The sequence below is a fragment of the Streptomyces sp. NBC_00539 genome, assembly GCF_036346105.1.
Taxonomy (GTDB): domain Bacteria; phylum Actinomycetota; class Actinomycetes; order Streptomycetales; family Streptomycetaceae; genus Streptomyces.
The window spans coordinates 5,096,939-5,121,767 of sequence record NZ_CP107811.1 but is presented as its reverse complement, the minus strand read 5'-3'; the positions used below and the strand labels follow the sequence as shown (position 1 = coordinate 5,121,767).

At 70.8% G+C, this 24,829-nt stretch carries 20 protein-coding genes; 9 read left to right on the top strand and 11 right to left on the bottom strand.

All coding sequences use genetic code 11. The features are described from left to right. Positions 1–20 precede the first annotated feature (20 nt). Entirely contained in the window at positions 21–1,340 is a 1,320-nt protein-coding gene (locus OG861_RS22945; RefSeq protein ID WP_329194510.1) for an NYN domain-containing protein, read from the bottom strand. Between the two features lie 213 nt (positions 1,341–1,553). Between OG861_RS22945 and OG861_RS22940 the strand changes: the two genes are divergently transcribed. Then, positions 1,554–1,718 (top strand): hypothetical protein, encoded by a 165-nt coding sequence (locus OG861_RS22940; protein WP_329194512.1) that lies wholly within the window; start codon positions 1,554–1,556, stop codon positions 1,716–1,718. A gap of 88 nt (positions 1,719–1,806) precedes the next feature. On the opposite strand, the gene dnaE is transcribed toward OG861_RS22940, so the two are convergent. After that, on the bottom strand, positions 1,807–5,349 hold the full coding sequence (gene dnaE / locus OG861_RS22935) for a DNA polymerase III subunit alpha (RefSeq protein ID WP_329194514.1): 3,543 nt from the start codon (positions 5,347–5,349) through the stop codon (positions 1,807–1,809). A 159-nt stretch (positions 5,350–5,508) separates the two neighbouring features. Between dnaE and OG861_RS22930 the strand changes: the two genes are divergently transcribed. From OG861_RS22930 to OG861_RS22910, 5 genes are all read left to right on the top strand, one after another. Further along, entirely contained in the window at positions 5,509–6,834 is a 1,326-nt protein-coding gene (locus OG861_RS22930; RefSeq protein WP_329194516.1) for a DUF2252 domain-containing protein, read from the top strand. Positions 6,835–6,894: 60 nt separating this feature from the next. Beyond that, positions 6,895–7,587, top strand: coding sequence for a hypothetical protein (locus OG861_RS22925; protein ID WP_329194518.1), 693 nt, complete (start codon positions 6,895–6,897; stop codon positions 7,585–7,587). A 53-nt stretch (positions 7,588–7,640) separates the two neighbouring features. Beyond that, complete coding sequence (locus OG861_RS22920; RefSeq protein WP_329194520.1) at positions 7,641–8,435, top strand: DsbA family protein; 795 nt, start codon at positions 7,641–7,643, stop codon at positions 8,433–8,435. A gap of 139 nt (positions 8,436–8,574) precedes the next feature. Continuing rightward, positions 8,575–10,233 (top strand): alkaline phosphatase D family protein, encoded by a 1,659-nt coding sequence (locus OG861_RS22915; RefSeq protein ID WP_329194521.1) that lies wholly within the window; start codon positions 8,575–8,577, stop codon positions 10,231–10,233. Between the two features lie 223 nt (positions 10,234–10,456). Then, positions 10,457–11,401 carry a zinc metalloprotease gene (locus OG861_RS22910; protein WP_329202119.1) on the top strand — a complete coding sequence of 315 codons (945 nt, stop codon included), beginning with the start codon at positions 10,457–10,459 and terminating at the stop codon, positions 11,399–11,401. Between the two features lie 165 nt (positions 11,402–11,566). Here the strand turns inward: OG861_RS22910 and OG861_RS22905 are convergent, their stop codons facing one another. After that, positions 11,567–12,136 carry a dienelactone hydrolase family protein gene (locus OG861_RS22905; RefSeq protein WP_329194522.1) on the bottom strand — a complete coding sequence of 190 codons (570 nt, stop codon included), beginning with the start codon at positions 12,134–12,136 and terminating at the stop codon, positions 11,567–11,569. Positions 12,137–12,191: 55 nt separating this feature from the next. On the opposite strand from OG861_RS22905, the gene OG861_RS22900 reads away from it, so the two are divergent. Beyond that, the gene (locus OG861_RS22900) at positions 12,192–13,244 is read left to right on the top strand and encodes a mechanosensitive ion channel family protein (protein WP_329202121.1); all 1,053 of its coding nucleotides are present in this window, start codon (positions 12,192–12,194) and stop codon (positions 13,242–13,244) included. Between the two features lie 4 nt (positions 13,245–13,248). Here OG861_RS22900 and OG861_RS22895 read toward each other — a convergent pair whose 3' ends face one another. From OG861_RS22895 to OG861_RS22875, 5 genes are all read right to left on the bottom strand, one after another. Then, entirely contained in the window at positions 13,249–14,841 is a 1,593-nt protein-coding gene (locus tag OG861_RS22895) for a Na+/H+ antiporter (RefSeq protein ID WP_329194524.1), read from the bottom strand. Positions 14,842–15,107: 266 nt separating this feature from the next. Beyond that, positions 15,108–15,590, bottom strand: coding sequence for a GNAT family N-acetyltransferase (locus OG861_RS22890; RefSeq protein ID WP_329194526.1), 483 nt, complete (start codon positions 15,588–15,590; stop codon positions 15,108–15,110). Further along, on the bottom strand, positions 15,587–16,528 hold the full coding sequence (locus OG861_RS22885) for an RluA family pseudouridine synthase (RefSeq protein WP_190182118.1): 942 nt from the start codon (positions 16,526–16,528) through the stop codon (positions 15,587–15,589). The genes OG861_RS22890 and OG861_RS22885 overlap by 4 nt, the downstream gene beginning before the upstream one ends. A 41-nt stretch (positions 16,529–16,569) precedes the next feature. Continuing rightward, the gene (gene lspA / locus OG861_RS22880; RefSeq protein ID WP_329194529.1) at positions 16,570–17,130 is read right to left on the bottom strand and encodes a signal peptidase II; all 561 of its coding nucleotides are present in this window, start codon (positions 17,128–17,130) and stop codon (positions 16,570–16,572) included. A 109-nt stretch (positions 17,131–17,239) separates the two neighbouring features. Then, the gene (locus OG861_RS22875) at positions 17,240–17,728 is read right to left on the bottom strand and encodes a TraR/DksA family transcriptional regulator (RefSeq protein ID WP_329194531.1); all 489 of its coding nucleotides are present in this window, start codon (positions 17,726–17,728) and stop codon (positions 17,240–17,242) included. A 61-nt stretch (positions 17,729–17,789) separates the two neighbouring features. Here OG861_RS22875 and OG861_RS22870 point away from each other — a divergent pair, with 61 nt between their 5' ends. Further along, positions 17,790–18,554 (top strand): hypothetical protein, encoded by a 765-nt coding sequence (locus OG861_RS22870; RefSeq protein WP_329194533.1) that lies wholly within the window; start codon positions 17,790–17,792, stop codon positions 18,552–18,554. A gap of 417 nt (positions 18,555–18,971) precedes the next feature. After that, complete coding sequence (ileS, locus tag OG861_RS22865; RefSeq protein WP_329194535.1) at positions 18,972–22,130, top strand: isoleucine--tRNA ligase; 3,159 nt, start codon at positions 18,972–18,974, stop codon at positions 22,128–22,130. 409 nt (positions 22,131–22,539) lie between these two features. Here the strand turns inward: ileS and OG861_RS22860 are convergent, their stop codons facing one another. The 3 genes from OG861_RS22860 to OG861_RS22850 all read right to left on the bottom strand — a co-directional run bounded on the left by OG861_RS22860 (position 22,540) and on the right by OG861_RS22850 (position 24,787). After that, positions 22,540–23,739 (bottom strand): DivIVA domain-containing protein, encoded by a 1,200-nt coding sequence (locus tag OG861_RS22860; protein ID WP_329194536.1) that lies wholly within the window; start codon positions 23,737–23,739, stop codon positions 22,540–22,542. An 82-nt stretch (positions 23,740–23,821) separates the two neighbouring features. Then, positions 23,822–24,118: a YggT family protein gene (locus tag OG861_RS22855; RefSeq protein WP_030155988.1), complete on the bottom strand. Its 297-nt coding sequence runs from the start codon at positions 24,116–24,118 to the stop codon at positions 23,822–23,824. Positions 24,119–24,178: 60 nt separating this feature from the next. After that, positions 24,179–24,787, bottom strand: coding sequence for a cell division protein SepF (locus OG861_RS22850; protein WP_329194538.1), 609 nt, complete (start codon positions 24,785–24,787; stop codon positions 24,179–24,181). Between the last annotated feature and the right edge of the window lie 42 nt (positions 24,788–24,829).

Below are 24,829 nucleotides of genomic sequence, written 5' to 3'. Positions count from 1 at the left end.
GGGAGCAGCCTACGCGGCTTTCATCCCTGGTCGGCCGCCGGGGTCGCCGCCGGCCCGGGCACGGCGGCGCCCGGGCCCGTCACGTGCTCGGCGGCGGCGCGGACGTCGATCTCGCGCCAGAAGCCGGCCCGGATGGCGTACCGGTCGTGCTCGTCGATCTGGTCGTCCTTGTGGGCGAGCAGGCCGAACCGGGCGGCGTAGCGCAGCAGCTCCCCGTCGATGCGGTGCGGGATCCGCGGGTACATGGTGGCGAGTTTCTGCAGGTGGCCGACTTCGGGGAGCCGTTCCATCCAGCGCCGGGCGAACACCTGGCCGACCTCGAACGGGTCACCCCCGACGGTGGTGATGTCCTCCTCCCGGTCCGCCCAGCGCTGCTCGGCGCTGGTGAGCTGGGCGAGGGTGGGCAGGGAGGCGGTCTCGGCGGGTTCGCCGAGCGGTCCGGCCCGGTCGATCCAGCCCTTGTCGGAGGACCAGCGCAGGGCGCTGCCGGCCGGGCTGGCCGGCGCTCCGGCCGCGTTCTGCGGGGCCGCGGTGACGCCGGGCGCGCGCAGGGCGGCGAGGTCCTTCGGGGTGGGTACGGGTCTGGCGCCCTCGCCGGTCCCCTCGGCGGCGCCTTCGGCGGCGGGGGCCGGTACGGGCGCTGCGCGCTCGGCGGTGGTGGGGGCGCCCGCGGGGGTGCCGTTGCGGGCGGCTTCGGCGAGCGCCGCCTCGGGCAGCGGGGCGGAGAGGATGGCGGCGATCTCGGGGCGCGGGGCGGGCGCCGGGGAGCACAGTCCGGAGAGGTCCTTGGCGCGGACGGCCCGGGTGATCCAGACCCGGTCCAGGACACGGCGTTCGTCGGCTTCGGCGACGAGGTCCTCGGACTGGTTGTAGTCGCCGTCGGCGGCCTGGACGGCCCACAGGTGGACGGCGACCCCGTGTTCCTTGGCGGACATCAGCCCGGGCAGCAGGTCTCCGTCGCCGGTGACGAGGACGACGTCCGAGCAGGCCCGGTTGCGGGCCAGTTCGGTGAGTTCGGCGTGCATGGCGGCGTCCACGCCCTTTTGCGCCCAGCGTCCGTCGCTGCGCGTCAGGGCGCCGAGGCGGACGGTGACCCGGGGCATCACGCGCAGCCGCCGGTGCTCGGGCTGGGGCACCCGGTCGGGGGCGCCGTCGAACCAGTAGATGCGCAGCAGCGGCTGCTGGGTGTCGGCTTCCGCGCGTTCGCGCAGGCCCTGGATGAGGGCGGTGTGGTCGACGGTGATGCGGGAGCGGGAGGGCTCCCCAGCGAGAAGGCTGGCGGCGGCGCCCAGCAGGTAGCCGGCGTCCACCAGGACGACGCAGCGGTCCACGCGTTCCACCCTCTTCCCTGGGGGTCCTCGATAGGTTTTCCCCGAGTCTGCCCGACCGCAAGGGTGTTGACGGCCGGAACTCGATCATCGGCGTGGCGTATCTCACGTATCACCCGCGACGGGCCCGCGACTGCGCGGAGCAATGATCCAAAATGCGCGGTTTCCGGTGCTGTGTGAGTGTGAAGGCGGCCCTGGCCCCTACACCCCTCACGGAGGCTTCCCATGGCCAAGAACAAGAACACCCGGCAGCCCGCCAAGACCTCGGACCGCGCTCAGGCCCAGGATCAGTCGAAGAGCTCGGTGCAGACCTCTCCCGAGCCGTCGTCGGCGCCGAGCCCGATGCACATGGCGGGCAAGCGCAAGGAGAAGAAGTTCGGCCACAACTGACGGTCCCCACGACCGACGGTTCCCCGCACCTGCGGGGAGGGCGCGCCCGGAGTTCCGGGCGCGCCCTCGCGCGTGGGAGCGGCGTGCCCTAGCCGGCCAGGCAGGACGGGCCGAGGAGCACCTTGAGGTCGCCGAAGAGCGCGGGGTCGGGCTGGACGCGGTGCTTGTCGAGGCGCAGGACGGTGGTCGTGCGCGGCCCCTGGAGCTTGATCCGTACCTCGGTGTTGCCCCGGTGGTGGCGCAGGATCTCCCCCAGACGGGTCACCATCGGCGGGGTGACCTTGACGGTGGGGATGGTCAGGACCACGGGGGCGTTGGTCCCGGCGGAGGACAGGTCGGGGACCATCATCTCCATCGCGACCAGGCGGGGCACGTCCTCGCGCTTGTCGAGGCGGCCCTTGACGAAGACGACGGTGTCCTCGACCAGCTGGGTGGAGACGAGCTGGTAGGTCGCCGGGAAGAACATGCATTCGATGGAACCGGCGAGGTCCTCGACGGTGGCGATCGCCCAGGCGTTGCCCTGCTTGGTCATCTTGCGCTGGAGGCCGGAGATGATGCCGCCGATGGTGACGAGGGCGCCGTCGGAGTGCTCGCCGCCCGTGAGCTGGGAGATGCCGGCGTCCGTCTTGTCCGACAGGACGTGTTCCAGGCCGAAGAGGGGGTGGTCGGAGACGTAGAGGCCGAGCATCTCGCGCTCCTGGGCGAGCAGGTACGACTTCTCCCACTCGACGTCGGAGAACTCCACGTCGAGCCCGAAGCCGGGTTCGTCGGCGGCGCCCTCGTCACCCATTGCGCCGAACAGGTCGAACTGGCCCTCGGCCTCCTTGCGCTTGACCGCGACCACGTTGTCGATCATCGATTCGTGGTGGGCGACCAGGCCCTTGCGGGTGTGGCCCATCTCGTCGAAGGCGCCGGCCTTGATCAGCGACTCGACGGTCCGCTTGTTGCAGACGACGGCCTCGACCTTGTCCAGGAAGTCGGGGAAGGAGGAGAACTTCCCCTTGGCCTTCCTGGTCTTGATGATCGAGTCCACGACGTTCTGGCCGACGTTGCGCACCGCGGTGAGGCCGAAGAGGATCACGTCGTCGCCCTGGGCGGCGAAGTTCGGCTCGGACTCGTTGACGTTCGGCGGGAGCACCTTGATGCCCATGCGGCGGCACTCGTTCAGGTAGATCGCGGACTTGTCCTTGTCGTCCTTGACCGAGGTGAGCAGGCCGGCCATGTACTCGGCCGGGAAGTTCGCCTTGAGGTAGGCGGTCCAGTAGGAGACCAGGCCGTAGGCGGCGGAGTGCGCCTTGTTGAAGGCGTAGCCGGCGAAGGGGACCAGCACGTCCCACAGCGCCTGGATCGCCTGGTCGCTGTAGCCGTTCTTGCGGGCACCGGCCTGGAAGATGGTGAAGTTCTTCGCCAGCTCCTCGGGCTTCTTCTTGCCCATCACGCGGCGCAGGATGTCGGCCTCGCCGAGCGAGTACCCGGCGATGATCTGGGCGGCCTTCTGGACCTGCTCCTGGTAGACGATCAGGCCGTAGGTGACCGCGAGCACCTCTTCGAGCGGCTCTTCCAGCTCGGGGTGGATCGGGGTGATCTCCTGCTGCTTGTTCTTGCGCAGGGCGTAGTTGGTGTGCGAGTTCATGCCCATCGGGCCCGGCCGGTACAGGGCCGAGACGGCGGAGATGTCCTCGAAGTTGTCGGGCTTCATCAGGCGCAGCAGCGAGCGCATGGGGCCGCCGTCGAACTGGAAGACGCCGAGGGTGTCACCGCGGCCGAGGAGCTCGAAGGTCTTCGGGTCGTCGAGCGGGAGGGCCAGGAGATCGATGTCGATCCCCTTGTTGGCCTTCACCATCTTGACGGCGTCGTCCATGATCGTGAGGTTGCGCAGGCCCAGGAAGTCCATCTTGAGCAGGCCGAGCGACTCGCAGCTCGGGTAGTCCCACTGGGTGATGGTGACGCCGTCGGTGTGCCTCACCCAGACGGGTACGTGGTCGGTGATCGTCTCGCTGGACATGATCACGCCGGCTGCGTGGACGCCCATCTGGCGCACCAGGCCCTCGACGCCCATGGCGGTGTCGATGACCTTCTTGACGTCCGGTTCGTTCTCGTACATCCCGCGGATCTCGCCGGCCTCGCCGTAGCGCGGGTGCTTGGGGTCGAGGATGCCGGAGAGCGGGATGCCCTTGCCGAGGACGTCGGCGGGCATGGCCTTGGTGAGGCGGTCGCCCATCGCGTAGGGGTAGCCGAGGACGCGCGCCGAGTCCTTGATCGCGTTCTTGGCCTTGATGGTGCCGTAGGTGCCGATCATGGCGACCTTGTCGGCGCCGTACTTCTCGGTCACGTACCGGATCACCTCGACGCGCCTGCGCTCGTCGAAGTCGATGTCGACGTCGGGCATGGAGACGCGCTCGGGGTTGAGGAAGCGCTCGAAGATCAGGCCGTGGGTCAGGGGGTCGAGGTCGGTGATGCCCATGGCGTACGCGACGATCGAACCGGCCGCGGAGCCGCGGCCGGGGCCGACCGCGATGCCCTGGTTCTTGGCCCACATGATGAAGTCGGCGACGACGAGGAAGTAGCCGGGGAAGCCCATCGAGATGATCGTGTCCATCTCGTACTCGGCCTGCTTCATCCGGTCCTCCGGGATGCCTCCCGGGTAGCGGCGGTGCATGCCGCGCATGGTCTCCTCGCGGAACCAGGTGACCTCGGTGTAGCCCTCGGGGATGTCGAACTTCGGCATCAGGTTCCGGAACTGGAACATGCCTTCGGTGTCGACCTGCTCGGCGACCAGCCGGGTGTTGGCGCAGCCCTCCTGCCAGGCGTCCGAGGAGTCGATGGCGTACATCTCGTCCGTGGACTTGAGGTAGTAGCCGGTGCCGTCGAAACGGAAGCGGTCCGGGTCGGAGAGGTTCTTGCCGGTCTGGATGCACAGCAGGGCGTCGTGCGCGGTGGCCTCGTGCGCGTACGTGTAGTGCGAGTCGTTCGTGACCAGCGGCGGGATGCCGAGCTTCTTGCCGATCTCCAGCAGCCCGTCGCGGACCCGGCGCTCGATCTCGATGCCGTGGTCCATCAGCTCCAGGAAGTACCGCTCCTTGCCGAAGATGTCCTGGTATTCGGAGGCGGCCTTGAGGGCCTCGTCGAACTGGCCGAGGCGAAGGCGGGTCTGGAGTTCGCCGGAGGGGCAGCCGGTGGAGGCGATCAGCCCCTCGGACCACTTGGCGATGGTCTCCTTGTCCATGCGGGGCCACTTGGTGAGCCAGCCCTCGGCGTACGCGTCGGAGGACAGCCGGAAGAGGTTGTGCAGGCCGGTGGCGTTCGCCGCCCAGATCGTCTTGTGGGTGTAACCACCGGAGCCGGAGACGTCGTCGCGCTTCTGGTGCGGCTGGCCCCACTGGATGCGGCGCTTGTTGCGCCGGGACTCGGGCGCCACGTACGCCTCGATGCCGATGATCGGCGTGACCCCGGCCTTCTGCGCGGAGTGGAAGAAGTCGTAGGCGCCGTGCAGGTTGCCGTGGTCGGACATCGCGATGTGCGTCATGCCCATCTCGTTGCACGCGTTGAACATGTCCTTGAGCCGCGCGGCACCGTCCAGCAGCGAGTACTGGGTGTGGACGTGCAGGTGCGTGAACGGCGGCTTGGTCACGGTGGGGGTCCTCCGGCGACGGGAGTGGGGGGCGACTTCGAATCCTACGTCGGGCCGGTGACACATCCGGGGCACTGACCGGTACGGTCAGGCGTTGCACCGGCCAGGAACACCTGTCCGAAAACCGATTGGCACACGCGCCACCAGGAGGAACCCGCCATGGCGGTCCCCGAGACGACGAACGAGCAGCGCGCCGAGCAGATACTCGACGTGTTCGACACCGCTTTCGGTGAGCTGCTCGCCGCCGACCCCGCTGCCTTCCAGGTGAAATTCCGGAAGATGGCGGCCTCCGCCTTCGCCTTCTACCGCGGCACGGCCTGCCTGTTCTACGCCGATCTGGAGCGGGACCGGCACGGCGGCCCGTACCTGGACGAGCGGACGGGCCGGGTGTGGATCCACGGCGACCTGCACGCCGAGAACTTCGGCACGTACATGGATGCCAACGGCCGGCTGATCTTCAACATCAACGACTTCGACGAGGCGTACGTCGGCCCCTTCACCTGGGACCTCAAGCGCTTCGCGGCCTCCGTCGCCCTGCTCGGCTACACCAAGGCGCTCAGCGACGGCCAGATCAGCGAGCTGGTGCGGATCTACGCGGCCGCCTACCGGGAGCGGATCCACCGCCTGGCGGCCGGCGCCAAGCACGAGGAGGTCCCGTCCTTCACGCTGGACACCTCCGAGGGCCCGCTGCTGGAGGCCCTGCGCGCGGCCCGGTCCCGGACCCGGTTCGAGCTGCTGGCGTCGATGACCGAGATCAGGGACTACGAGCGCCGCTTCACCTCCGGTCCCGGCACGCTGGAGCTGGACGCGGCCACCCGCTACAAGGTGCTGGCCGCCTTCGACGGGTACCTGGAGACCCTGCCGGAGGAGTCCCTGGTGCGGCCGGATTCCTACCGGGTCAAGGACGTGGTGGGGCGGCGGGGCGTGGGCATCGGCTCGGCCGGGCTGCCCTCGTACAACATCCTGCTGGAGGGGCACAGCGACGCCCTGGAGAACGACGTCGTGATCTACCTCAAGCAGGCGCAGACCCCTGCGGTGTCCCGGCACATCACCGAGCGGGCCGTGCGGGAGTACTTCCTGCACGAGGGGCACCGCACGGTGATCTCCCAGCGGGCCCTGCAGGCGCACGCCGACCCGTGGCTGGGCTGGACGGAGCTGGACGGCGCGGGCCAGCTGGTGGCGGAGGTCTCCCCGTACGCCGTGGACCTGGACTGGTCCGACCTGGACGACCCGGAGGAGATCGCGGCCGTCGTCGCGGACCTGGGCCGGGCGACGGCGACCATGCACGCGTCGGCGGACGAGGCGGAGAGCGGCCACTCCCTGGTCCCCTTCTCCACCGAGCGGGCCATCGACGCGGCGATCGCCGCCGACGAGGAGGGCTTCGGGGAGCTGCTGGTCGACTTCGCCCACGCCTACGGGGCCCGGGCGCGCGCCGACCACCAGATCTTCGTGGACCTGTTCCGCAACGGTCGTCTCACGCCGTAGTCGGGGCCCGCCCCGCCCCCCGGCCCCGGATTCACAGGCTGTCGTGGCAGACTCGCCGGGATGGACATATCCGGGGCAGGGATCCGAGGGCTGCGGGCCGCGCTGTTCAGCGCGCTCGTCGTGCTGCTCTCGACCGGCTCGCACGTCGTGCTGTCCCGGGTGCCACTGCCCCCCGCGCTGGTGGGCGGGGCCTTCGCCGCCGTGTTCGCGCTCGCCTTCGCGCTGGCCGGCCGGGAGCGGGGCCTCGGCGCCATCGCGGGGCTGCTGGTGCCGCTGGAGCTGGCGGCCGACACCGTCTTCACCGCCGGACAGCACTTCTGCTACGGCCCTGCGGGCGGCCCGGTCGCCGGACCGCTGCACGCGCTGGGCCTGGACGAACTCTGTGGCGGCGCCCCGGTCGGGGGACCGCTGGCCGGGGTGGGGGGTCCCGCCTCCGATCCGGCGGCGCTGCTCGCGGCGGCCGGGCCGTGGACGCCCTGGCTGCTGCTGGGCGCCCACGTGTCGGCGGGGCTGCTGGCCGCCGTATGGCTGCGGTACGGGGAGCGGGCACTGGGCCGGCTGCTGCGGGCCGTCGGCGCCCTGGCGTTCCGGCCGCTGCTGTGGGCGGTGTCCGCGGTGGTGGCGGCGGGCGGGCCGGCGCGCCGGGCAGTGCGGCCGGCGCCCCGGGGTGCGGGGGCCCGTACCCGGTTCCCGGCGCATTCCGTGGGACGGCGGGGACCTCCCGTACGGCGTGGGGCGCTCGCGAGCGCCTGACCCGGTACGGCAGACCCCCATCCCTTGCACACGGAAATTCCACGGAGATCGACATGAGTGCACGCAACAGCCAGGCGAACAAGGCGGCGGCCCGCGAGCGGCTGCGCATCGAGCGCGAGAAGCAGGCCAAGAGGGCCAGGGCGCGCCGCCAGCTGTTCGTGGCCGGCGCGGTCGTCGCCGCCCTCGCGGTCGCGGGCGGCGTCGGCTACCTGGTCGTGCAGAACACCCAGCCCACCCACTGGGAGAAGGCCGCCAAGGCGGAGCTGGTGAAGCCGAAGAACACCACGGGTGACGACGGCCTGACGGTCGTCATCGGCAAGGCGGACGCGAAGAAGACCCTGGAGCTCTACGAGGACTCGCGCTGCCCGGCGTGCGCGGCCTTCGAGCAGGCGGTCGGCTCGCAGGTGCGCAAGGACGTCGACGCGGGCAAGTACAAGCTCCACTACTTCGGCGCCACCTTCATCGACAACGGCGCCAAGGGCGAGGGATCGAAGAACGCGCTGAGCGCGCTGGGCGCGGCGCTGAACGTCAGCCCGGAGGCCTTCCTCGACTACAAGGCGGCGCTGTACTCCAAGGAGCTGCACCCGGACGAGACCGTCGACAGCTTCGCCAAGGACGACTACCTGATCAAGGTGGCTGACACGGTTCCGGCGCTCAAGGGCAACGCCGAGTTCAAGAAGGCCGTCGAGGACGGCACGTACGACCGGTGGGCGATGGACATGGCGAAGGCCTTCAACAAGTCCGGGGTGACGGGCACCCCGACGCTCAAGATGGACGGCAAGAAGATCGACACCCCGTCCACGCCCGAGGCGTACACGGCGGCGATCGACAAGGCCCTGGCGGGCTGATTCCCCCTGCCGGGACGACCTGCGGGGAAACCGGCGGGCGAACGGGCGGGCAACGGGCGGGCGAACTCCCAGAGTTCGCTCGCCCGTTGCCTTACCGAGGGTATTCCGGAAGTCATACCGATCAGTAATATGATCGGCCGTGACCAGTCATCTCTCTTCTTCCGCCTCGGCGAACCCCCGCCGCCGCACGGTCGTCAAGGCCGCCGCCGCCACGGCCGCGCTCGCGCCGATCGCGGCCCTGGGCGCCGGCGCAGCCCACGCGGCGGGCTCCGCCCCCGCGTTCCTGCACGGCGTCGCCTCCGGCGACCCGCTGCCCGACGGGATCCTGCTGTGGACCCGCGTCACCCCGACCGGCGCCGCCGTGCCCGGCTCCGGCCTCGGCCCGGACACCCGGGTCGGCTGGGAGGTCGCGGAGGACAAGTCCTTCTCCCGCGTCGTCGCGAGCGGGTCCGTCACCGCGACCGCCGCCGCCGACCACACCGTCAAGGCGGACGTCCGCGGCCTGCGGCCCAAGACCGTCTACTGGTACCGGTTCACCGCCGGCGCCACCGTCTCCCCCGTCGGCCGCACCCTGACCGCCCCGGCCGCCGACTCCGGCACGGCCGGCGTGCGCTTCGGCGTGGTCTCCTGCGCCAACTGGGAGGCCGGCTACTTCTCCGCGTACCGCCACCTGGCCGCCAGGACCGACCTGGACGCGGTCCTGCACCTCGGCGACTACATCTACGAGTACCAGACCGGGGGTTACCCGGAGGCCAAGTACGTCGTACGTCAGCACGAGCCGCAGCACGAGATCGTGGACCTCGCCGACTACCGCGTCCGGCACGGCAAGTACAAGACGGACGCGGACCTCCAGGCACTGCACGCCGCGCACGCGATCGTCGCGATCTGGGACGACCACGAGTTCGCCAACGACTCCTGGTCCGGCGGGGCGGAGAACCACACCCCGGGCACCGAGGGGGACTGGGCGGCCCGCGCGGCCGCCGCCAAGCAGGCCTACTTCGAGTGGATGCCCGTACGCCCCTCCATCGCCGGTACCGTCTACCGACGGCTGCGCTTCGGCACCCTCGCCGACCTGCACCTGCTGGACCTGCGCACCTTCCGCTCGCAGCAGACCAAGATCGGCGACGGCGCGGTGGACGACCCGGAGCGCACCATCACCGGGCGCGCCCAGCTGGACTGGCTCAAGTCGGGCCTGTCGGCCTCGCACGCGACCTGGCAGCTGGTCGGCACCTCGGTGATGATCTCGCCGGTGGCCTTCGGCTCACTGCCCGCGCACCTGCTGCAGCCGCTCACCAAGCTGCTCGGGCTGCCCGAAGGGGGCATAGCGATCAATGTGGACCAGTGGGACGGCTACACCGACGATCGCAGGGAACTCCTGGGCCACTTGAAGGACCAGGGCATCAAGAACACGGTGTTCCTGACCGGCGACATCCACATGGCGTGGGCGAACGACGTCCCGGTGAACAAGGCGACGTACCCGGCCTCGGGCTCGGCGGCGACCGAGTTCGTGGTGACGTCGGTGACTTCCGACAACATCGACGACCTGCTGCACGTGCCGGCCGACACCGCCTCGCTGGTCGCCGAATCGGCCATCAAGGCCGCGAACTGGCACGTCAAGTGGCTGGACATGGACTCACACGGGTACGGCGTCCTGGACGTGACGGCCGAGCGCTCGCAGATGGACTACTACATCGTTTCCGACAAGCGGCGCCAGGACGCCACGTCGACGTGGTCCAGGTCGTACCGCACCCTCAGCGGCACGCAGAGGGTGGAACGGGCCGACCGTCCGGTTCGCTGACGGAGCGTCAAATTTGCGGTGAGGAGGGGCGTCTGGTTCATACCAGGCGCCCTTTCCGCTCCCTCGGCAACAAATCTTTAACCTACGAGATCTTGCCATTCTGCTGACATGCACACGTAAGCTGCGCGTCAGCGTGAGGACGTCCCTCACCCCCCACCACGCTTCGCGAGGAGTCAACGTGCGCGCCAACGCCCGCATATCCCCCCTGCTCCGCCGCCGTCTCATGGGTACGGCCGTCCTGGCCGGCACCCTGGCCTTCGCCCCGCTGACGGCTCCCACGACCGTCGCCGCTGCCAAGTCCCCGGAGGCGTGTACCGGCCAGTCCGCCGACGCCTCGGCCAACGCCCGTGTCGCCCGCCCCAAGGACCACCACGCGGCCGACCCGAACGAGATCTCGGACGCCCAGGTCAAGGCCATGGACGCGGACCTGAAGAAGAAGCTGTCCCAGGCCACCCCCCAGCAGCTGGACGGCATGCGCGCCGGCGCCGTCACCGCGACCACCATCCCGGTGTACGTGCACGTCATCACCTCCGGCACCGCCGGCAAGCTGACGGCGACCGACATCAGCAACCAGATCTCGGTGCTGAACGCCGCCTACAGCGGCCAGGGCACCAACAACGCGGACACCGGTTACCAGTTCAGCCTCGCCGGCACGGACTACACGGACAACGCCGCCTGGTACAACGTCTCCGACGGCACCCAGGCCGAGAAGGACATGAAGACCGCCCTGCGCAAGGGCGGCAAGAACGCGCTGAACCTGTACACCGCCAACCTCGGCGGCGGGCTGCTCGGCTGGGCCACCTTCCCCAGCTCCTACGCCTCGCAGCCGACGATGGACGGCGTGGTCATCCTCAACACCTCGCTGCCCGGCGGCTCCGCCACCAACTACAACGAGGGCGACACCGCGACCCACGAGGTCGGCCACTGGATGGGCCTGTACCACACCTTCCAGGGCGGCTGCTCGGGCAGCGGTGACTCCGTCTCCGACACCCCGGCCGAGAAGAGCGCCGCGTTCGAGTGCCCGACCGGCCGCGACAGCTGCACCACCAAGACGGGCGTCGACCCGATCCACAACTTCATGGACTACACGTACGACTCCTGCATGTACCAGTTCACGGCCGGCCAGGTGGCCCGCATGAAGAGCATGTGGACCGCCTACCGCGCCTGATCAGCGGCTACCCCGCCTGATCGGCGCCCGTCGCGGCGGCGGCGGACGGCGGCCACGTGAACAGGGGCCCGGCCCGGCGGAAGCCGGACCGGGCCCCTGCCCGTGCGCCGCACGCGTTGGCGGGGCCGACGGGGCCGACGGGGCCGACGGGGCCGACGGGGCCGCCTACAGGCTGTCGAGGAAGGCCAGCGCGACCTTCCACGTCTGCTCGGCGGCCTGCGCGTCGTAGTCGTCGAGTTCCGGATCGGTGAACAGGTGCCCGGCGCCCTGGTAGCTGTGCACCTCCACGTCCGCCCCGGCCCGCTGCATGCGCAGGTACCAGGCCGTCAGCCAGTCGTGCGGTTCGAACGGGTCCGGGTCGGCCACGTGCAGCTGCACGGGCAGCCCGTCGGCCGAGGCGCCGTCCTCCAGGTCCGAGGTGCCGTGCAGGAGCAGCAGGCCGCGCGCCTTCTCGTCATGCAGCGCCAGGTGCTGCGCCACGGAGGCGCCGAAGGAGAAGCCCGCGTAGACCAGGCCCTGGTCGGAGTAGGGCGCGGCGGCCAGCACGGCCCGCTTGAGCAGCTCGTCACGGCCGATCTCGTCCTGGTGGGCCATGCCCTCCTCGACGGTGCCGAACGTACGCCCCTCGAAGAGGTCGGGCACCTGGACCGTGTGTCCCGCCGCGCGCAGCCGGTCGGCCGCCGCGTGCACCGCGGGCCGCAGCCCGTACGTCGAATGGAAGAGCAGGATGTTCATTCCCCCATCGTGCCAGTTTCCGAAAGCGCGATCCGGTTAGGTTGCCCGCATGGAGATGGAGAACGTCCTTCGCCCCGTCGCGGTCATCGGCGGCTCGCTGGTCATCACCCTGCTCGCCGGGTGGGTGCTCGACCTGCTGCTGCGCCGTGCCGATGCCCGACACCACGAGACTCCCCTGTGGGACCAGCTGCGCCGCTGCCGGGTGCCGTTCCAGATCGTGCTGTGCACGGCGCTGCTCAGAGGCTCCTACCGCTCCGCGCGCATCCTGCCGCAGCACGCGGACGGCGTCGGCCGGACCCTGACCCTCATCCTCATCGCCTCCACCGCCTGGCTCCTCGTCCGGATCGCGACCGCGATAGTCGACTCCGGCTACGCCCGCTACGCCTCCGGCTCCCGCGACGCGGCGCGGGTCCGCCGGGTCCGCACCCAGGTCACGCTCATCCAGCGGGTGGTGACGGCCGTCGTCTCCGTCGTCGCCATCGCGGCCATGCTGCTGACGTTCCCGGCGATGCGTACGGTCGGGACCTCGATGCTGGCCTCGGCCGGTGTGCTGGGCATCGTGGCCGGTGTCGCCGCGCAGTCCTCGCTGGGCAACCTCTTCGCCGGCCTGCAGATCGCCTTCGGCGACACCGTCCGCATCGGGGACACCGTGGTGGTGGACAAGGAATGGGGCACCGTCGAGGAGATCACCCTCACGTTCCTGATGGTCCGCACCTGGGACGAACGCCGCATCACGATGCCGGTCTCGTACTTCACCAGCAAGCCGTACGAGAACTGGTCCCGCGGCGGCGCGCAGATGACGGGCACGGTCTTCCTGCACCTGGACCACTCCGCGCCGGTCGAGCAGATGCGCGAGGAGCTCGCGGTGATCCTCAAGGAGACCCCGGAGTGGGACGGGCGCGCGAGCGGCCTGGTGGTGACCGACACCACACCCAACACCATCGAGGTCCGGGCCATGGTCACGGCGAAGGACGCCGACGACCTGTGGACCGTACGGTGCGCGGTCCGCGAACGCCTCATCGCCTGGCTGGTGGCCCACCACCCGTACGCCCTCCCCCGCCTGACGACGGCCGACGCGCTCCGCCCCCCGGTTCCCCGGCGGGGTTAGCCCCTCAAGGGTTGCGCAGGCTGCGCACGTCCAAGTGGCGCAGGACCCGGTCGACGATCTCCGGATCGGCGCCGGGTTCGCTGCGCGCGGCCAGCACCTCGTGCCGGGCCGCCGACATCATCTCCCGCTGGATCCGCTGGACGTCGCGGATCCGCTCCACCCGTTTCGCGTACGCCTCGCGCCGTTCCTCGTCGACCATGTCGGGGCTGATCCTGGCGCCCACGTCGTAGGCCCTGCGGTACAGGACCTCCAGCAGGTCGTCGGGGAGGTCCTCGTTCCCCTCGATCTCCTGCAGCCGCCGCTTGGCGGCCTTCGCGGCGCGGATGGCGAGCCGCCGCTCCGTCTCGCGTTCGGCGTCCTCATCGGCCTCGACACCGAGGCGCCGCACGAGCCAGGGCAGGGTCAGTCCCTGGCAGAGCAGCGTCACCATGATCACGGCGAAGGCGATGAAGACGATCTGGTCCCGCCCCGGGAAGGGCTCACCGGCGTCGGTTCTCAGCGGGATCGCCAGCGCCAGCGCCACCGAGGCCACGCCCCGCATCCCGGCCCACCACATGACCGTGCTCTCCCGCCAGCTCACCGGGATCTCCTCGGCGTAGTCGCGCCGCTTGTGCAGCCGCTTCGCCAGCCAGCCCGCCGGGAGCAGCCAGAGCAGCCGTACGCCGACGACCACCGCCACGACGGCCGCGGCCCAGCCCGCCATCTCCAGCTCGCGGCCGCGTGCGGTTCCGAAGACGTGGTGGAGCTCCAGCCCGATCAGCCCGAACGCGACCCCGGTGACCAGCGTGTCGACGATCTCCCAGAAGGTGTGCCCGGCCAGCCGCCCCAGCACGTCGTCGGCGTCGGTCGCGTATTCGGCGAGGAACAGGGCGGTCACCAGCACGGCGAGCACGCCCGAGCCCCGGAGCTCCTCCGCCACGGTGTACGCGACGAACGGAACCAGCAGCGTCAGCCCGATCTGCAGCGTGGCGTCCCCGAGCCGGCCCATGAGCCGGTTGGTGACCCACCCGAGGGCCAGACCCACCGCCAGGGCCACCACGGCGGACAGCACGAACTCGCCGAGGGCGTCCGGCCAGGAGAAGGTGCCGCTGACGGCGGCGCCGACGGCCACGTGGTAGAGCACGATCGCGGTGACGTCGTTGAACAGGCCCTCGCCCTCCAGGATCGACACCAGTCGGCGCGGCAGTCCCAACTGCCCGGCGACGGCGGTGGCCGCCACCGGGTCGGGCGGGGCCACGAGCGCGCCGAGCGCGACGGCCGCGGCCAGCGGCAGCCCGGGCACCACGGCGTTCGCCACGGCGGCGACGGCCGCCGTGGTCACGAAGACCAGGGCCACCGCGAGCAGCAGGATCGGACGGACGTTGGCGGCGAACTGGCGCCAGGAGGTGCGTTGCGCGGAGGCGTACAGCAGCGGCGGCAACACCAGCGGCAGGATGTACTCGGGCGGGATGTCGACGTTCGGTACGACCGGCAGCAGCGCCATCACCACCCCGCCGATGGTCATCAGCACGGGCGCGGGCAGCCCCAGGCGGTCCCCGAGCGGCACGGTGACCACGGCGCCGAGCAGCAGTACGAAAAGCAGAGCGAGCTGATCCACTCCCCCACCCTGCCATTACGCTGCCGCTCGCCCTCGGGGTAGGGCCCTCCCGCCACGCCCGTGTCGGACCAACCCGGCCCCGCCGGCGTTGCGGCTGGCGCCGGGGGCAACTGTCAGCCGGGCCGGCGTTCGAGGCGCGGGTTCGGGACAACTCAGCCCCGCCGGCGGGGCTGGAAGATGCCGAGACGCCGGCGGGGCTGGTGGGGCCAGCGGGGCGGGGTTCGCGCCCGAACGCCGGTGGGGCCGGAAGATGGGCCGGCGGCGCGTTACGGCAAGGGGCGCCGCATGGAGCGGTGCGGGATGCCCGCTTCGTGGAACTCCGGGCCGTAGGCCACGTAACCGAGGCGCTCGTAGAAGCCGAGCGCATGCGTCTGCGCGCCCAGGTCCACCGCGGTCAGCCCCAGCCGGACGGCCTCCGCCTCGATGGCCCGTACCAGCGCCGCGCCCACGCCCGTCCCACGCGCGGCGGCGCTCACGGCGAGCCGCCCGAGGGAGCCGACCTCGGGGGAACCCGTCTTGCCGAGGGCCCCCGGCCCGTACAGCAGCCGGCCGGTGCCCAGCGGCTTCCCGTCCGGCCCCTCGGCCAGTACGTGCACGGCGCCCGCGTCGTAGGCGTCGTACTCGACCGACTCCGGCACGGACTGCTCGACCACGAACACCTCGGTGCGCACCGCGAAGCACGCCGCGAGGTCCGCCTCGGACTCCGCGACGCGGACGGTGTAGGACGTGAAGGACGTGAAGGACGTCACTCGCTCTCGGCCCGGATCACGTCCAGCGCGTGCTGGAGGTCCGCCGGGTAGTGGCTCTCGAACTCCACCCACTGGCCGTCCGCGGGGTGCTCGAAGCCGAGGCGCACGGCGTGCAGCCACTGCCGGGTCAGTCCGAGCCGCTTGGCGACGGTCGGGTCGGCGCCGTAGGTCAGGTCGCCGACGCAGGGGTGGCGGTGGGCGGACATGTGCACGCGGATCTGGTGCGTGCGGCCCGTTTCCAGCTTGATGTCGAGCAGCGAGGCCGCGCGGAAGGCCTCGATCAGGTCGTAGTGGGTGACGGAGGGCTTGCCCTCCTGGGTCACCGCCCACTTGTAGTCCGCGCTCGGGTGACGGCCGATCGGCGCGTCGATGGTGCCGCTCATCGGGTCCGGGTGCCCCTGCACCAGCGCGTGGTAGCGCTTGTCCACGACGCGCTCGCGGAACTGGTTCTTGAGCGAGGTGTACGCACGCTCGGACTTCGCGACCGCCATCAGGCCGGACGTGCCGACGTCGAGGCGGTGCACGATGCCCTGGCGTTCGGACGCGCCGGAGGTGGAGATCCGGTAACCGGCGGCGGCGAGGCCACCGATGACGGTGGTGCCGGTCCAGCCGGGGCTCGGGTGGGCGGCGACGCCCACCGGCTTCATGATGACGACGATGTCGTCGTCGTCGTGCACGATCTCCATGCCGGGGACCGGCTCGGCGACGAGCTCGACCGGCCGCGGCGGCGCGGGCATCTCGACTTCGAGCCAGGCGCCACCGTGCACGCGTTCGGACTTCCCGACGACGCTGCCGTCGACCGCCACCTTCCCTGCGGCCGCGAGCTCGGCCGCCTTCGTCCGGGAAAATCCGAACATACGGGCGATGGCGGCGTCGACGCGCTCGCCCTCGAGGCCATCGGGAACGGGCAGGGTGCGGATCTCGGGAATCGTACTCACCTGTCGAGTATGCAGGACTCGGCAGACGGGCAGTCCCGCGATCAGTCCTTGTGGACGGTGCCGTCCGGGTCCAGACCCTTGAAGGAGAGCAGGACGATCAGGACGCCGCCGCACACGATCGCCGAGTCCGCGAGGTTGAACACGGCGAAGTGGGTGGGCGCGATGAAGTCGACGACCGCCCCGCGGAAGACGCCCGGCGAACGGAAGATCCGGTCGGTCAGGTTGCCCAGGGCGCCGCCCAGCAGCAGGCCCAGCGCGATCGCCCACGGCAGGCTGTAGAGCTTGCGCGCCAGCCGGACGATCACCACGATCACGGTGGCCGCGATGCAGGTGAAGATGATCGTGAAGGCCTCGCCGAAGCCGAACGCGGCCCCGGGGTTGCGGATGGCCTCGAACTTGAGGAGGTCGCCGACGACCTCGATCGGCCGCTGGTGCTCCAGCTTGGCGACGACGACCATCTTGCTGCCGAGGTCGATCAGGTACGCGAGTACCGCCACCACGAGCAGCGCCGCGATCCGCCGGCGCCCCTTGGGCTCGGTCGGCTCCGGCTCCACGCCGTCTCCGACGTCGGGCGTACCGATGATGCGCTCCGCCTCTGCCACGTGAGTCCCTCGAACTAGCACGAACCAGGTTCCCGGCAGGTTCCTGGACCCTGACGAGACACGAGGGTACGTCAGGGTCCGGTGGGCCGCGCCGCCTCCCCGGGCCGGTTCAGTGCCTGCGCTCCTGCTTCTGCTTGCAGTCCACGCACAGCGTGGCCCGCGGGAAGGCCTGCATCCTGGCCTTGCCGATGGGCTTCCCGCAGTTCTCGCAGAAGCCGTACGTGCCCGCCTCCAGCCGTTCCAGGGCCCTCTCGGTCTGCTCCAGCATCAGGGTGGCGTTCGCCGCGAGGGCCAGCTCGGATTCCCGGGTGATGTTCTTGGTTCCCGTGTCGGCCTGGTCGTCGCCAGCGCCGTCGCCGGAGTCCCGCATGAGACCCGAGATGGCCTGCTCGGACGCCTCCAGCTCGGCGCGCAGCCGCAGCACCTCGCTCGACAGCTCCGACTTGGCCCCGGCGACCTCCTCGGGCGTCCAGGGGTCCTCGCCGGGGCGTACGGGCAGCTCACCGGGGGCCACGGGGGCGGAGGCCGCCTTGGGCAGGCCACTGGTGGCGGCCTCGGCCGTCTTGCGCGTCGCGCCGGTGCTCTTCTTGGCAACCACTTTGCGGGCTCCAGTCTCTGTCGCGGCCTGCGCCGCCCCCTCGGCCCCGGCCGTTTTGGCCGTGGCCCTGCTCGCCGTCGTCTTCGCGGCGGCCGTCGCCTTCTCCGTGGACGCCGTCGCGGACGCCGTCGCCGACCGCTTGGCGGGCGCCTTCTTGGCGGGCGCCTTCTTCGCGGGCGCCTTGGCCGCCGGCGCCTTGGTCGCGGGTGCCTTGGTCGCAGCCGGCTTGCCCGCTGCCGGCTTGGTAGCCGGCGTCTTGGTCGCTGCTCTCTTGGTGGCGGACGTCTTGGTGGCGGATGTCTGGGGAGCGGGCGCCTTCTGTACAGCTGTTCTTTCCACAACTGCCTTCTTCACGGGTGCCTTGGTCGCGGATGCCTTCTCGGCCGGGGCCTTTTCGGCGGGTGCCTCGTCGGCGGCTGACTTCTTCCCGGGCGCCTTCTTCGCGGGTGCCTTTGTCGCCGGTGCCTTTCTCGTGTCCTTCGCGGCGGACGCCGTCGTCTTCTCCGCCGCCCTTTTCCCGGCGGCCTCCTTCACCGCTTTGACCGCCGCCTTCTTCGTGGCGGGCCCGGTCTCGGCTGCCTTCCTGGTGGCGGCCCCTTTCCCGGCCGGTGCGTCCGTCCCGGCACGGGCCCCGGCCGCCCTTTCGGCAGCCTTCTCGGTAGTCCCGGCGGTCTTCTTCGCCACCATGGCCGCGGCCCCTTCACATACTGTGATCATTGCTCGCGAATCGTGCCGGAACGATAAATCGGCTCCAGCCCCACGGCAACGGGGCGCGCATCCGTCGTGGCCAACCTGCATCCGTTGTGCCCAGCCGGAAGCCCGGTAATCCGCCCCTCCCGTCCCGGCAGGGCTCCGACCGGCCCCGTCGGCCCATCCGGGTCACGCGCAGGCCCCGCCCGGGTCGGCCCCCGCCCCCGCCCCGCCCGGCAAAACCGGTCGGCCGGGCACCGCCCGGCCCCGTACACTGGGCCCAGCGAAAGGCATGGATGGGGACGAGTAGCGTCGGACGCAGCCAGGAGCGACCCGGGGACGGTGAGAGCCCGGGGGCGAGCGCGATGTGAAGGATCACCCCGGAGCCGCCGGAAGAAAGCCGTCACGACGGCCAGTAGAACCGGCTTCGCACCCCAATGAGGGGGCCACCGGCGCTGTCCGGCGGCCAAGGAGGGTGGTACCGCGGGAGCAGCACACGGCTCTCGTCCCTCCGGACGGAAGTCGCATCCCGCCGGAGGAAGAGTTCAGCCTCATGACCACACCGCCGCAGTACCGCCCGGTACCCGCCCAGGTCGACCTGCCTGCCCTTGAGCACGCCGTCCTCGACTTCTGGCGCGAGAACAAGACCTTCGACAAGACCCTGGCCCAGTCCGAGGGCCGCCCCGAGTGGGTCTTCTACGAGGGCCCGCCCACCGCGAACGGCATGCCCGGTGCCCACCACATCGAGGCCCGCGTCTTCAAGGACGTCTTCCCCCGCTTCCGCACCATGCGCGGCTACCACGTCGCCCGCAAGGCCGGCTGGGACTGCCACGGCCTGCCCGTCGAGCTCGCCGTCGAGAAGGAGCTCGGCTTCAACGGCAAGCAGGACATCGAGGCGTACGGGATCGCCGAGTTCAACGCCAAGTGCCGCGACTCCGTGACCCGCCACACCGACGCGTTCGCCGAGCTCACGACCCGGATGGGCTACTGGGTCGACCTGGACGACGCGTACCGGACCATGGACCCCGAGTACGTCGAGTCCGTGTGGTGGTCGCTCAAGGAGATCTTCAACAAGGGCCTGCTCACCCAGGACCACCGCGTCGCCCCCTGGTGCCCGCGCTGTGGCACCGGCCTGTCCGACCACGAGCTGGCGCAGGGCTACGAGACCGTCGTGGACCCTTCGGTCTACGTGCGCTTCCCGCTGACCTCCGGCCCGCTCGCCGGCCGGGCCTCGCTGCTGGTCTGGACGACGACGCCCTGGACCCTCGTCTCCAACACCGCCGTGGCCGCGCACCCGGACGTCACGTACGTCGTCGCGCGGCGTACCGGCGCCGAGGACTCCGAGATGCTGGTCGTCGCCCAGCCGCTGCTGGAGAAGGCCCTCGGCGAAGGCTGGGAGGCCACCGGCGAGTCCTTCACCGGCAAGGAGATGGAGCGCTGGACGTACGAGCGCCCGTTCTCCCTGGTCGAGTTCCCCGAGCCCGCCCACTACGTCGTGAACGCCGAGTACGTCACGACCGAGGACGGCACCGGTCTGGTCCACCAGTCCCCCGCCTTCGGCGCCGACGACCTCGCGGTCTGCCGCGCGTACGGCCTGCCGGTCGTGAACCCGGTCCGCCCCGACGGCACCTTCGAGGAGGACGTCCCGCTGGTCGGCGGCGTCTTCTTCAAGAAGGCCGACGAGCGGCTGACCGCCGACCTCGACGCGCGCGGCCTGCTCTTCAAGCACATCGCCTACGAGCACAGCTACCCGCACTGCTGGCGCTGCCACACCGCGCTGCTCTACTACGCGCAGCCGTCCTGGTACATCCGCACCACCGCCGTCAAGGACGCGATGCTGCGGGAGAACGAGAAGACGAACTGGTTCCCGGACTCGGTCAAGCAGGGCCGCTTCGGGGACTGGCTCAAGAACAACATCGACTGGGCGCTGTCCCGCAACCGCTACTGGGGCACCCCGCTGCCCATCTGGCGCTGCGAGGAGAACCACCTCACCTGCGTCGGCTCCCGCGCGGAGCTCTCGGAGCTGTCGGGCACGGACCAGTCGGCCCTGGACCCGCACCGCCCGTACATCGACGACGTCACCTTCACGTGCACCCACGAGGGCTGCTCCCTCGAAGCGGTCCGCGTTCCGGAGGTCATCGACGCCTGGTACGACTCGGGGTCGATGCCGTTCGCGCAGTGGGGGTACCCGTACAAGAACAAGGAGATCTTCGAGAAGCGCTACCCGGCGCAGTTCATCTCGGAGGCCATCGACCAGACGCGCGGCTGGTTCTACACGCTGATGGCGGTCGGCACGCTCGTCTTCGACAAGTCCAGTTACGAGAACGTGGTCTGCCTGGGCCACATCCTCGCCGAGGACGGCCGCAAGATGTCCAAGCACCTGGGCAACATCCTGCAGCCCATCCCGCTCATGGACCAGCACGGCGCGGACGCGGTGCGCTGGTTCATGGCGGCGGGCGGATCCCCGTGGGCGGCGCGCCGCGTGGGCCACGGCACCATCCAGGAGGTCGTCCGCAAGACGCTCCTCACGTACTGGAACACCGTCGCCTTCCAGGCCCTCTACGCCCGTACGTCGAACTGGGCGCCCTCGGCGGCCGACCCGGCGCCGGCGGACCGCACGGTCCTCGACCGCTGGCTGCTGTCGGAGCTCCACACGCTGACCGCCGAGGTCACCGCGGCGATGGAGTCCTACGACACCCAGCGCGCCGGCAAGCTGCTGTCCGCCTTCGTGGACGACCTGTCCAACTGGTACGTCCGCCGTTCGCGCCGCCGCTTCTGGCAGGGCGACGCGGCCGCGCTGCGCACGCTGCACGACGTGGTGGAGACGGTGACCCGGCTGATGGCCCCGTTGACCCCCTTCATCACGGAACGGGTCTGGCAGGACATGATCGTCCCGGTCACGCCGGACGCGCCGGAGTCGGTGCACCTGTCGTCGTGGCCGGACTCGGACGCGGCCCAGGTGGACCCGGTGCTGTCCCAGCAGATGCAGCTGGTCCGCCGCCTGGTGGAGCTGGGCCGGGCGACGCGCGCGGAGTCCGGCGTCAAGACGCGCCAGCCGCTGTCGCGGGCGCTGGTGGCGGTCTCGGGCTTCGAGTCGCTCACGCCGGAGCTGCACGCCCAGATCACCGAGGAGCTCAACGTCTCCTCGCTGGCCTCGCTCTCCGAGGTCGGCGGCTCGCTGGTGGACACCACGGCGAAGGCCAACTTCCGCGCGCTGGGCAAGCGTTTCGGCAAGGGCGTGCAGGACGTGGCGAAGGCGGTGGCCGCGGCCGACGCGGCGGTCCTGTCCCTGGCCCTGCGCTCGGGCGGGGCGACGGTGGAGGTGAACGGCGAGACGGTCACCCTCACCCCTGAGGAGGTCATCATCACGGAGACCCCGCGCGAGGGCTGGTCGGTCGCCAGCGACTCGGGTGCGACGGTGGCGCTGGACCTGGAGATCACGCCGGAGCTGCGGCTGGCGGGCCTGGCGCGTGACGCGATCCGCCTGATCCAGGAGGCCCGGAAGAACTCCGGGCTGGACGTGGCGGACCGGATCGCGCTGCGGTGGTCCGCGACGGACCCGGAGGTGACGACGGCCCTCACGGACCACGCGGCGCTGATCGCGGACGAGGTCCTGGCGACGGACTTCGCCCCGGGCGAAGCCGATGCGGGGTACGGGGACCCGTTCACGGACGAGTCCCTGGGCCTCACGTTCCGCCTCCGCAAGGCATAGCCACCCCGACCACCTGTGGCCCGGTCTCCCTCGCGGGGGCCGGGCCACACCCGTATCCCCCCGGCGCCCGACCCCCGAACCGAGCCGCCCACAACCCGCCCCGCCGGCGCCCGAGCCCCGGCCAAACCCCGCCCGCCCACAACCAGCCCCGCCGGCGATTGAGGCGCGGGGCCCGGGGCGGAGCCCCCGGCAACGGCGCCGTACCCCAAGGCCCGATGGCGCGCAGACCCCGCCCGCCCAAACCAGCCCCGCCGGCGATTGAGGCGCGGGGCCCGGGGCGGAGCCCCGGCAACGGCGCCGCACCCGAAGACACCTTCCCCCGGTGGCGGGAAACGGGCCGGGCCCGGTGCCCCCGAAGGGGAACCGGGCCCGGCCCGTGACTGCTGCTGTCGCCGAAGAGGCGTACCGCTTAGTTGTCGTCCTCGTCGATCAGGAAGCCCCGCATGGGAGACGGCGCCTGCATCGGCTGCGGCGCAGCCGGCCGCACCGGAGCCATCGGCTGCGTCATCGCCGGGGACATCTGCTGCTGACCGCCGTAGGACGGACCGCCGCCCATCGGGGAGGGACCGCCCATGGGGGACGGGCCGCCCATGGAGTGGCCCATCGCACCGGCCGGAGCCATCGAGGGGGCCGGCGACGGCGGCAGCGCCGGACCGGACGGACCGCGCGGCGGGGCGAGGGAGTCGTCGGCCTGGGTCTCCAGCTGGCGCAGCTGCGATTCCAGGTAGGACTTGAGGCGCGTACGGTACTCGCGCTCGAAGCCCCGCAGGTCCTCGACCTTGCGCTCCAGCGTGGCGCGGGCGGACTCCAGGGAGCCCATCGCGACGCGGTGCTTCTCCTGCGCGTCCCGCTCCAGCGCGTCGGCCTTGGCACGGGCGTCCCGCTCCAGGCCCTCGGCGCGGCTACGGGCCTCGCCGACGATCTTGTTGGCCTCGGAGCGGGCCTCCGCGATCGCCTGGTCGGCGGTCTGCTGCGCGAGCGACAGGACGCGGGCGGCGCTGTCGCCACCGGGGCCCTGCTGCGGGAGCTGCGGCTGCTGCTGGTGCATGGGCTGGCCCATGGGCTGCATCTGCTGCCCCATCGGCTGCATCTGCTGGCCCATCTGCTGCCCCATGGGCTGGCCGAGCGGGTTCTGGCCGCCCATGGACTGCTGCTGCATGGGCTGCTGGCCCATCTGCTGCTGCTGTCCCATCTGCTGCGGCTGACCGCCCATGCCGTGCTGCTGCATGGGGCCGCCCATCGGGCCGGGGCCCTGCGGGCCGTGGCCGCCGGGGCCGGCGGGGAGCTGCGGCTGGCCGCCCGGCAGCTGCGGCGGGCCCATCTGCGGCTGCTGCTGCGGCGGGCCGGATATGGCCGCCGGGACGGGGCCTCCGGGGCCTCGCTGGTCCTGGGGCTCGGGCTTGCGCATGCCCTGCTGCTGCTGGTTCTGCGCGGCGGCTCGCGTAGCGGCGGCCAGCTTCGCGCGCAGGTCCTCGTTCTCGCGCAGCAGGCGCGTCAGTTCGGACTCGACCTCGTCGAGGAAGGCATCGACCTCGTCCTCGTCATAGCCTTCTCGGAGGCGGACGGTCGTGAACTGCTTGTTCCGCACGTCCTCGGGAGTCAGCGGCATGTCTTCTTCACCTCTACGTAGTCGTCGGCAGTCGGCAAGACCGTATCGGGATCGTCCCCGCGCGCGCGGAGAAGCTCATCGTTCACACGCTTCTCGCAGCGGTGCTCACGAAACTGATGAGGATGTAAACGATGATCATCAGAACGAAGAAGGACAGGTCGAGTGCCACGCCCCCGAGACGCAACGGCGGGATGAAACGCCGGAGAAGCTTGAGCGGTGGATCGGTGACAGTGTAGGTGGCCTCAAGAACGACCACCATCGCCTTGCCGGGTGTCCATGAGCGTGCGAACTGGAACACGTAGTCCATGACCAGTCGGAAGATCAGCACGATAAGGAAGCACATCAGCGCGATGTAGACCACCTGCAGTGCGACGCCCATCCCGCGCTTCCCTCTCCCCTGCTCCCGCTCTGTTCCCGGCCCCGTGTCTGACGGATCGGTCTAGCTTTGGTTGAAGAACCCGCCCTCCGCGATGCGGGCCTTGTCCTCCGCCGTGACATCGACGTTAGCAGGCGACAGCAGGAACACCTTCTGTGTCACGCGTTCAATGCTGCCGTGCAGACCGAACACGAGGCCGGCGGCGAAGTCGACCAGACGCTTCGCGTCGGTGTCGTCCATCTCCGTGAGATTCATGATCACCGGAGTGCCCTCACGGAAGTGTTCCCCGATGGTACGGGCCTCGTTGTACGTCCGCGGGTGCAGCGTCGTGATGCGGTACGGCTCCCGCTCGGAGACGACCTTGGGCATGATCACGGGGGCGTTCTTCTCCATGCTGGTGCGGTCAGGTGTGATGGATGCCACGGGTGCGATTCGCGCCGGACGTCCGTTTTCCACTGGTGCCGGGGTGGGTTCCCGTTGCGCCGGAGGCTGTACCGCCCGTACCGGTTCGTCCGTTACGGGCGTTTGGTGCGCGGGTGGCTGACGCCGGCGATCCCGCTCCGGCTCCGGCTCGGGCTCGAACTCGTCATCGGGGTCGTACCCCGGATTGTCGTACCGGTCGTCCTCCACGAGGCCGAGGTAGACCGCCATCTTGCGCATCGCGCCGGCCATTCTCCGAGTCCTCCGCTCTGTGGTGGATCGCCCTGTCGCAGG

Excerpts from the sequence above, each read along its gene's own strand:
- OG861_RS22940 (WP_329194512.1), top strand. The coding sequence starts at position 1,554 with ATGGCCAAGAACAAGAACACCCGGCAGCCCGCCAAGACCTCGGACCGC.
- OG861_RS22930 (WP_329194516.1), top strand. The coding sequence starts at position 5,509 with ATGGCGGTCCCCGAGACGACGAACGAGCAGCGCGCCGAGCAGATACTC.
- OG861_RS22925 (WP_329194518.1), top strand. The coding sequence starts at position 6,895 with ATGGACATATCCGGGGCAGGGATCCGAGGGCTGCGGGCCGCGCTGTTC.
- OG861_RS22920 (WP_329194520.1), top strand. The coding sequence starts at position 7,641 with ATGAGTGCACGCAACAGCCAGGCGAACAAGGCGGCGGCCCGCGAGCGG.
- OG861_RS22910 (WP_329202119.1), top strand. The coding sequence starts at position 10,457 with ATGGGTACGGCCGTCCTGGCCGGCACCCTGGCCTTCGCCCCGCTGACG.
- OG861_RS22905 (WP_329194522.1), bottom strand. The coding sequence starts at position 12,136 with ATGAACATCCTGCTCTTCCATTCGACGTACGGGCTGCGGCCCGCGGTG.
- OG861_RS22900 (WP_329202121.1), top strand. The coding sequence starts at position 12,192 with ATGGAGAACGTCCTTCGCCCCGTCGCGGTCATCGGCGGCTCGCTGGTC.
- ileS (WP_329194535.1), top strand. The coding sequence starts at position 18,972 with ATGACCACACCGCCGCAGTACCGCCCGGTACCCGCCCAGGTCGACCTG.
- OG861_RS22860 (WP_329194536.1), bottom strand. The coding sequence starts at position 23,739 with ATGCCGCTGACTCCCGAGGACGTGCGGAACAAGCAGTTCACGACCGTC.
- OG861_RS22855 (WP_030155988.1), bottom strand. The coding sequence starts at position 24,118 with ATGGGCGTCGCACTGCAGGTGGTCTACATCGCGCTGATGTGCTTCCTT.
- OG861_RS22850 (WP_329194538.1), bottom strand. The coding sequence starts at position 24,787 with ATGGCCGGCGCGATGCGCAAGATGGCGGTCTACCTCGGCCTCGTGGAG.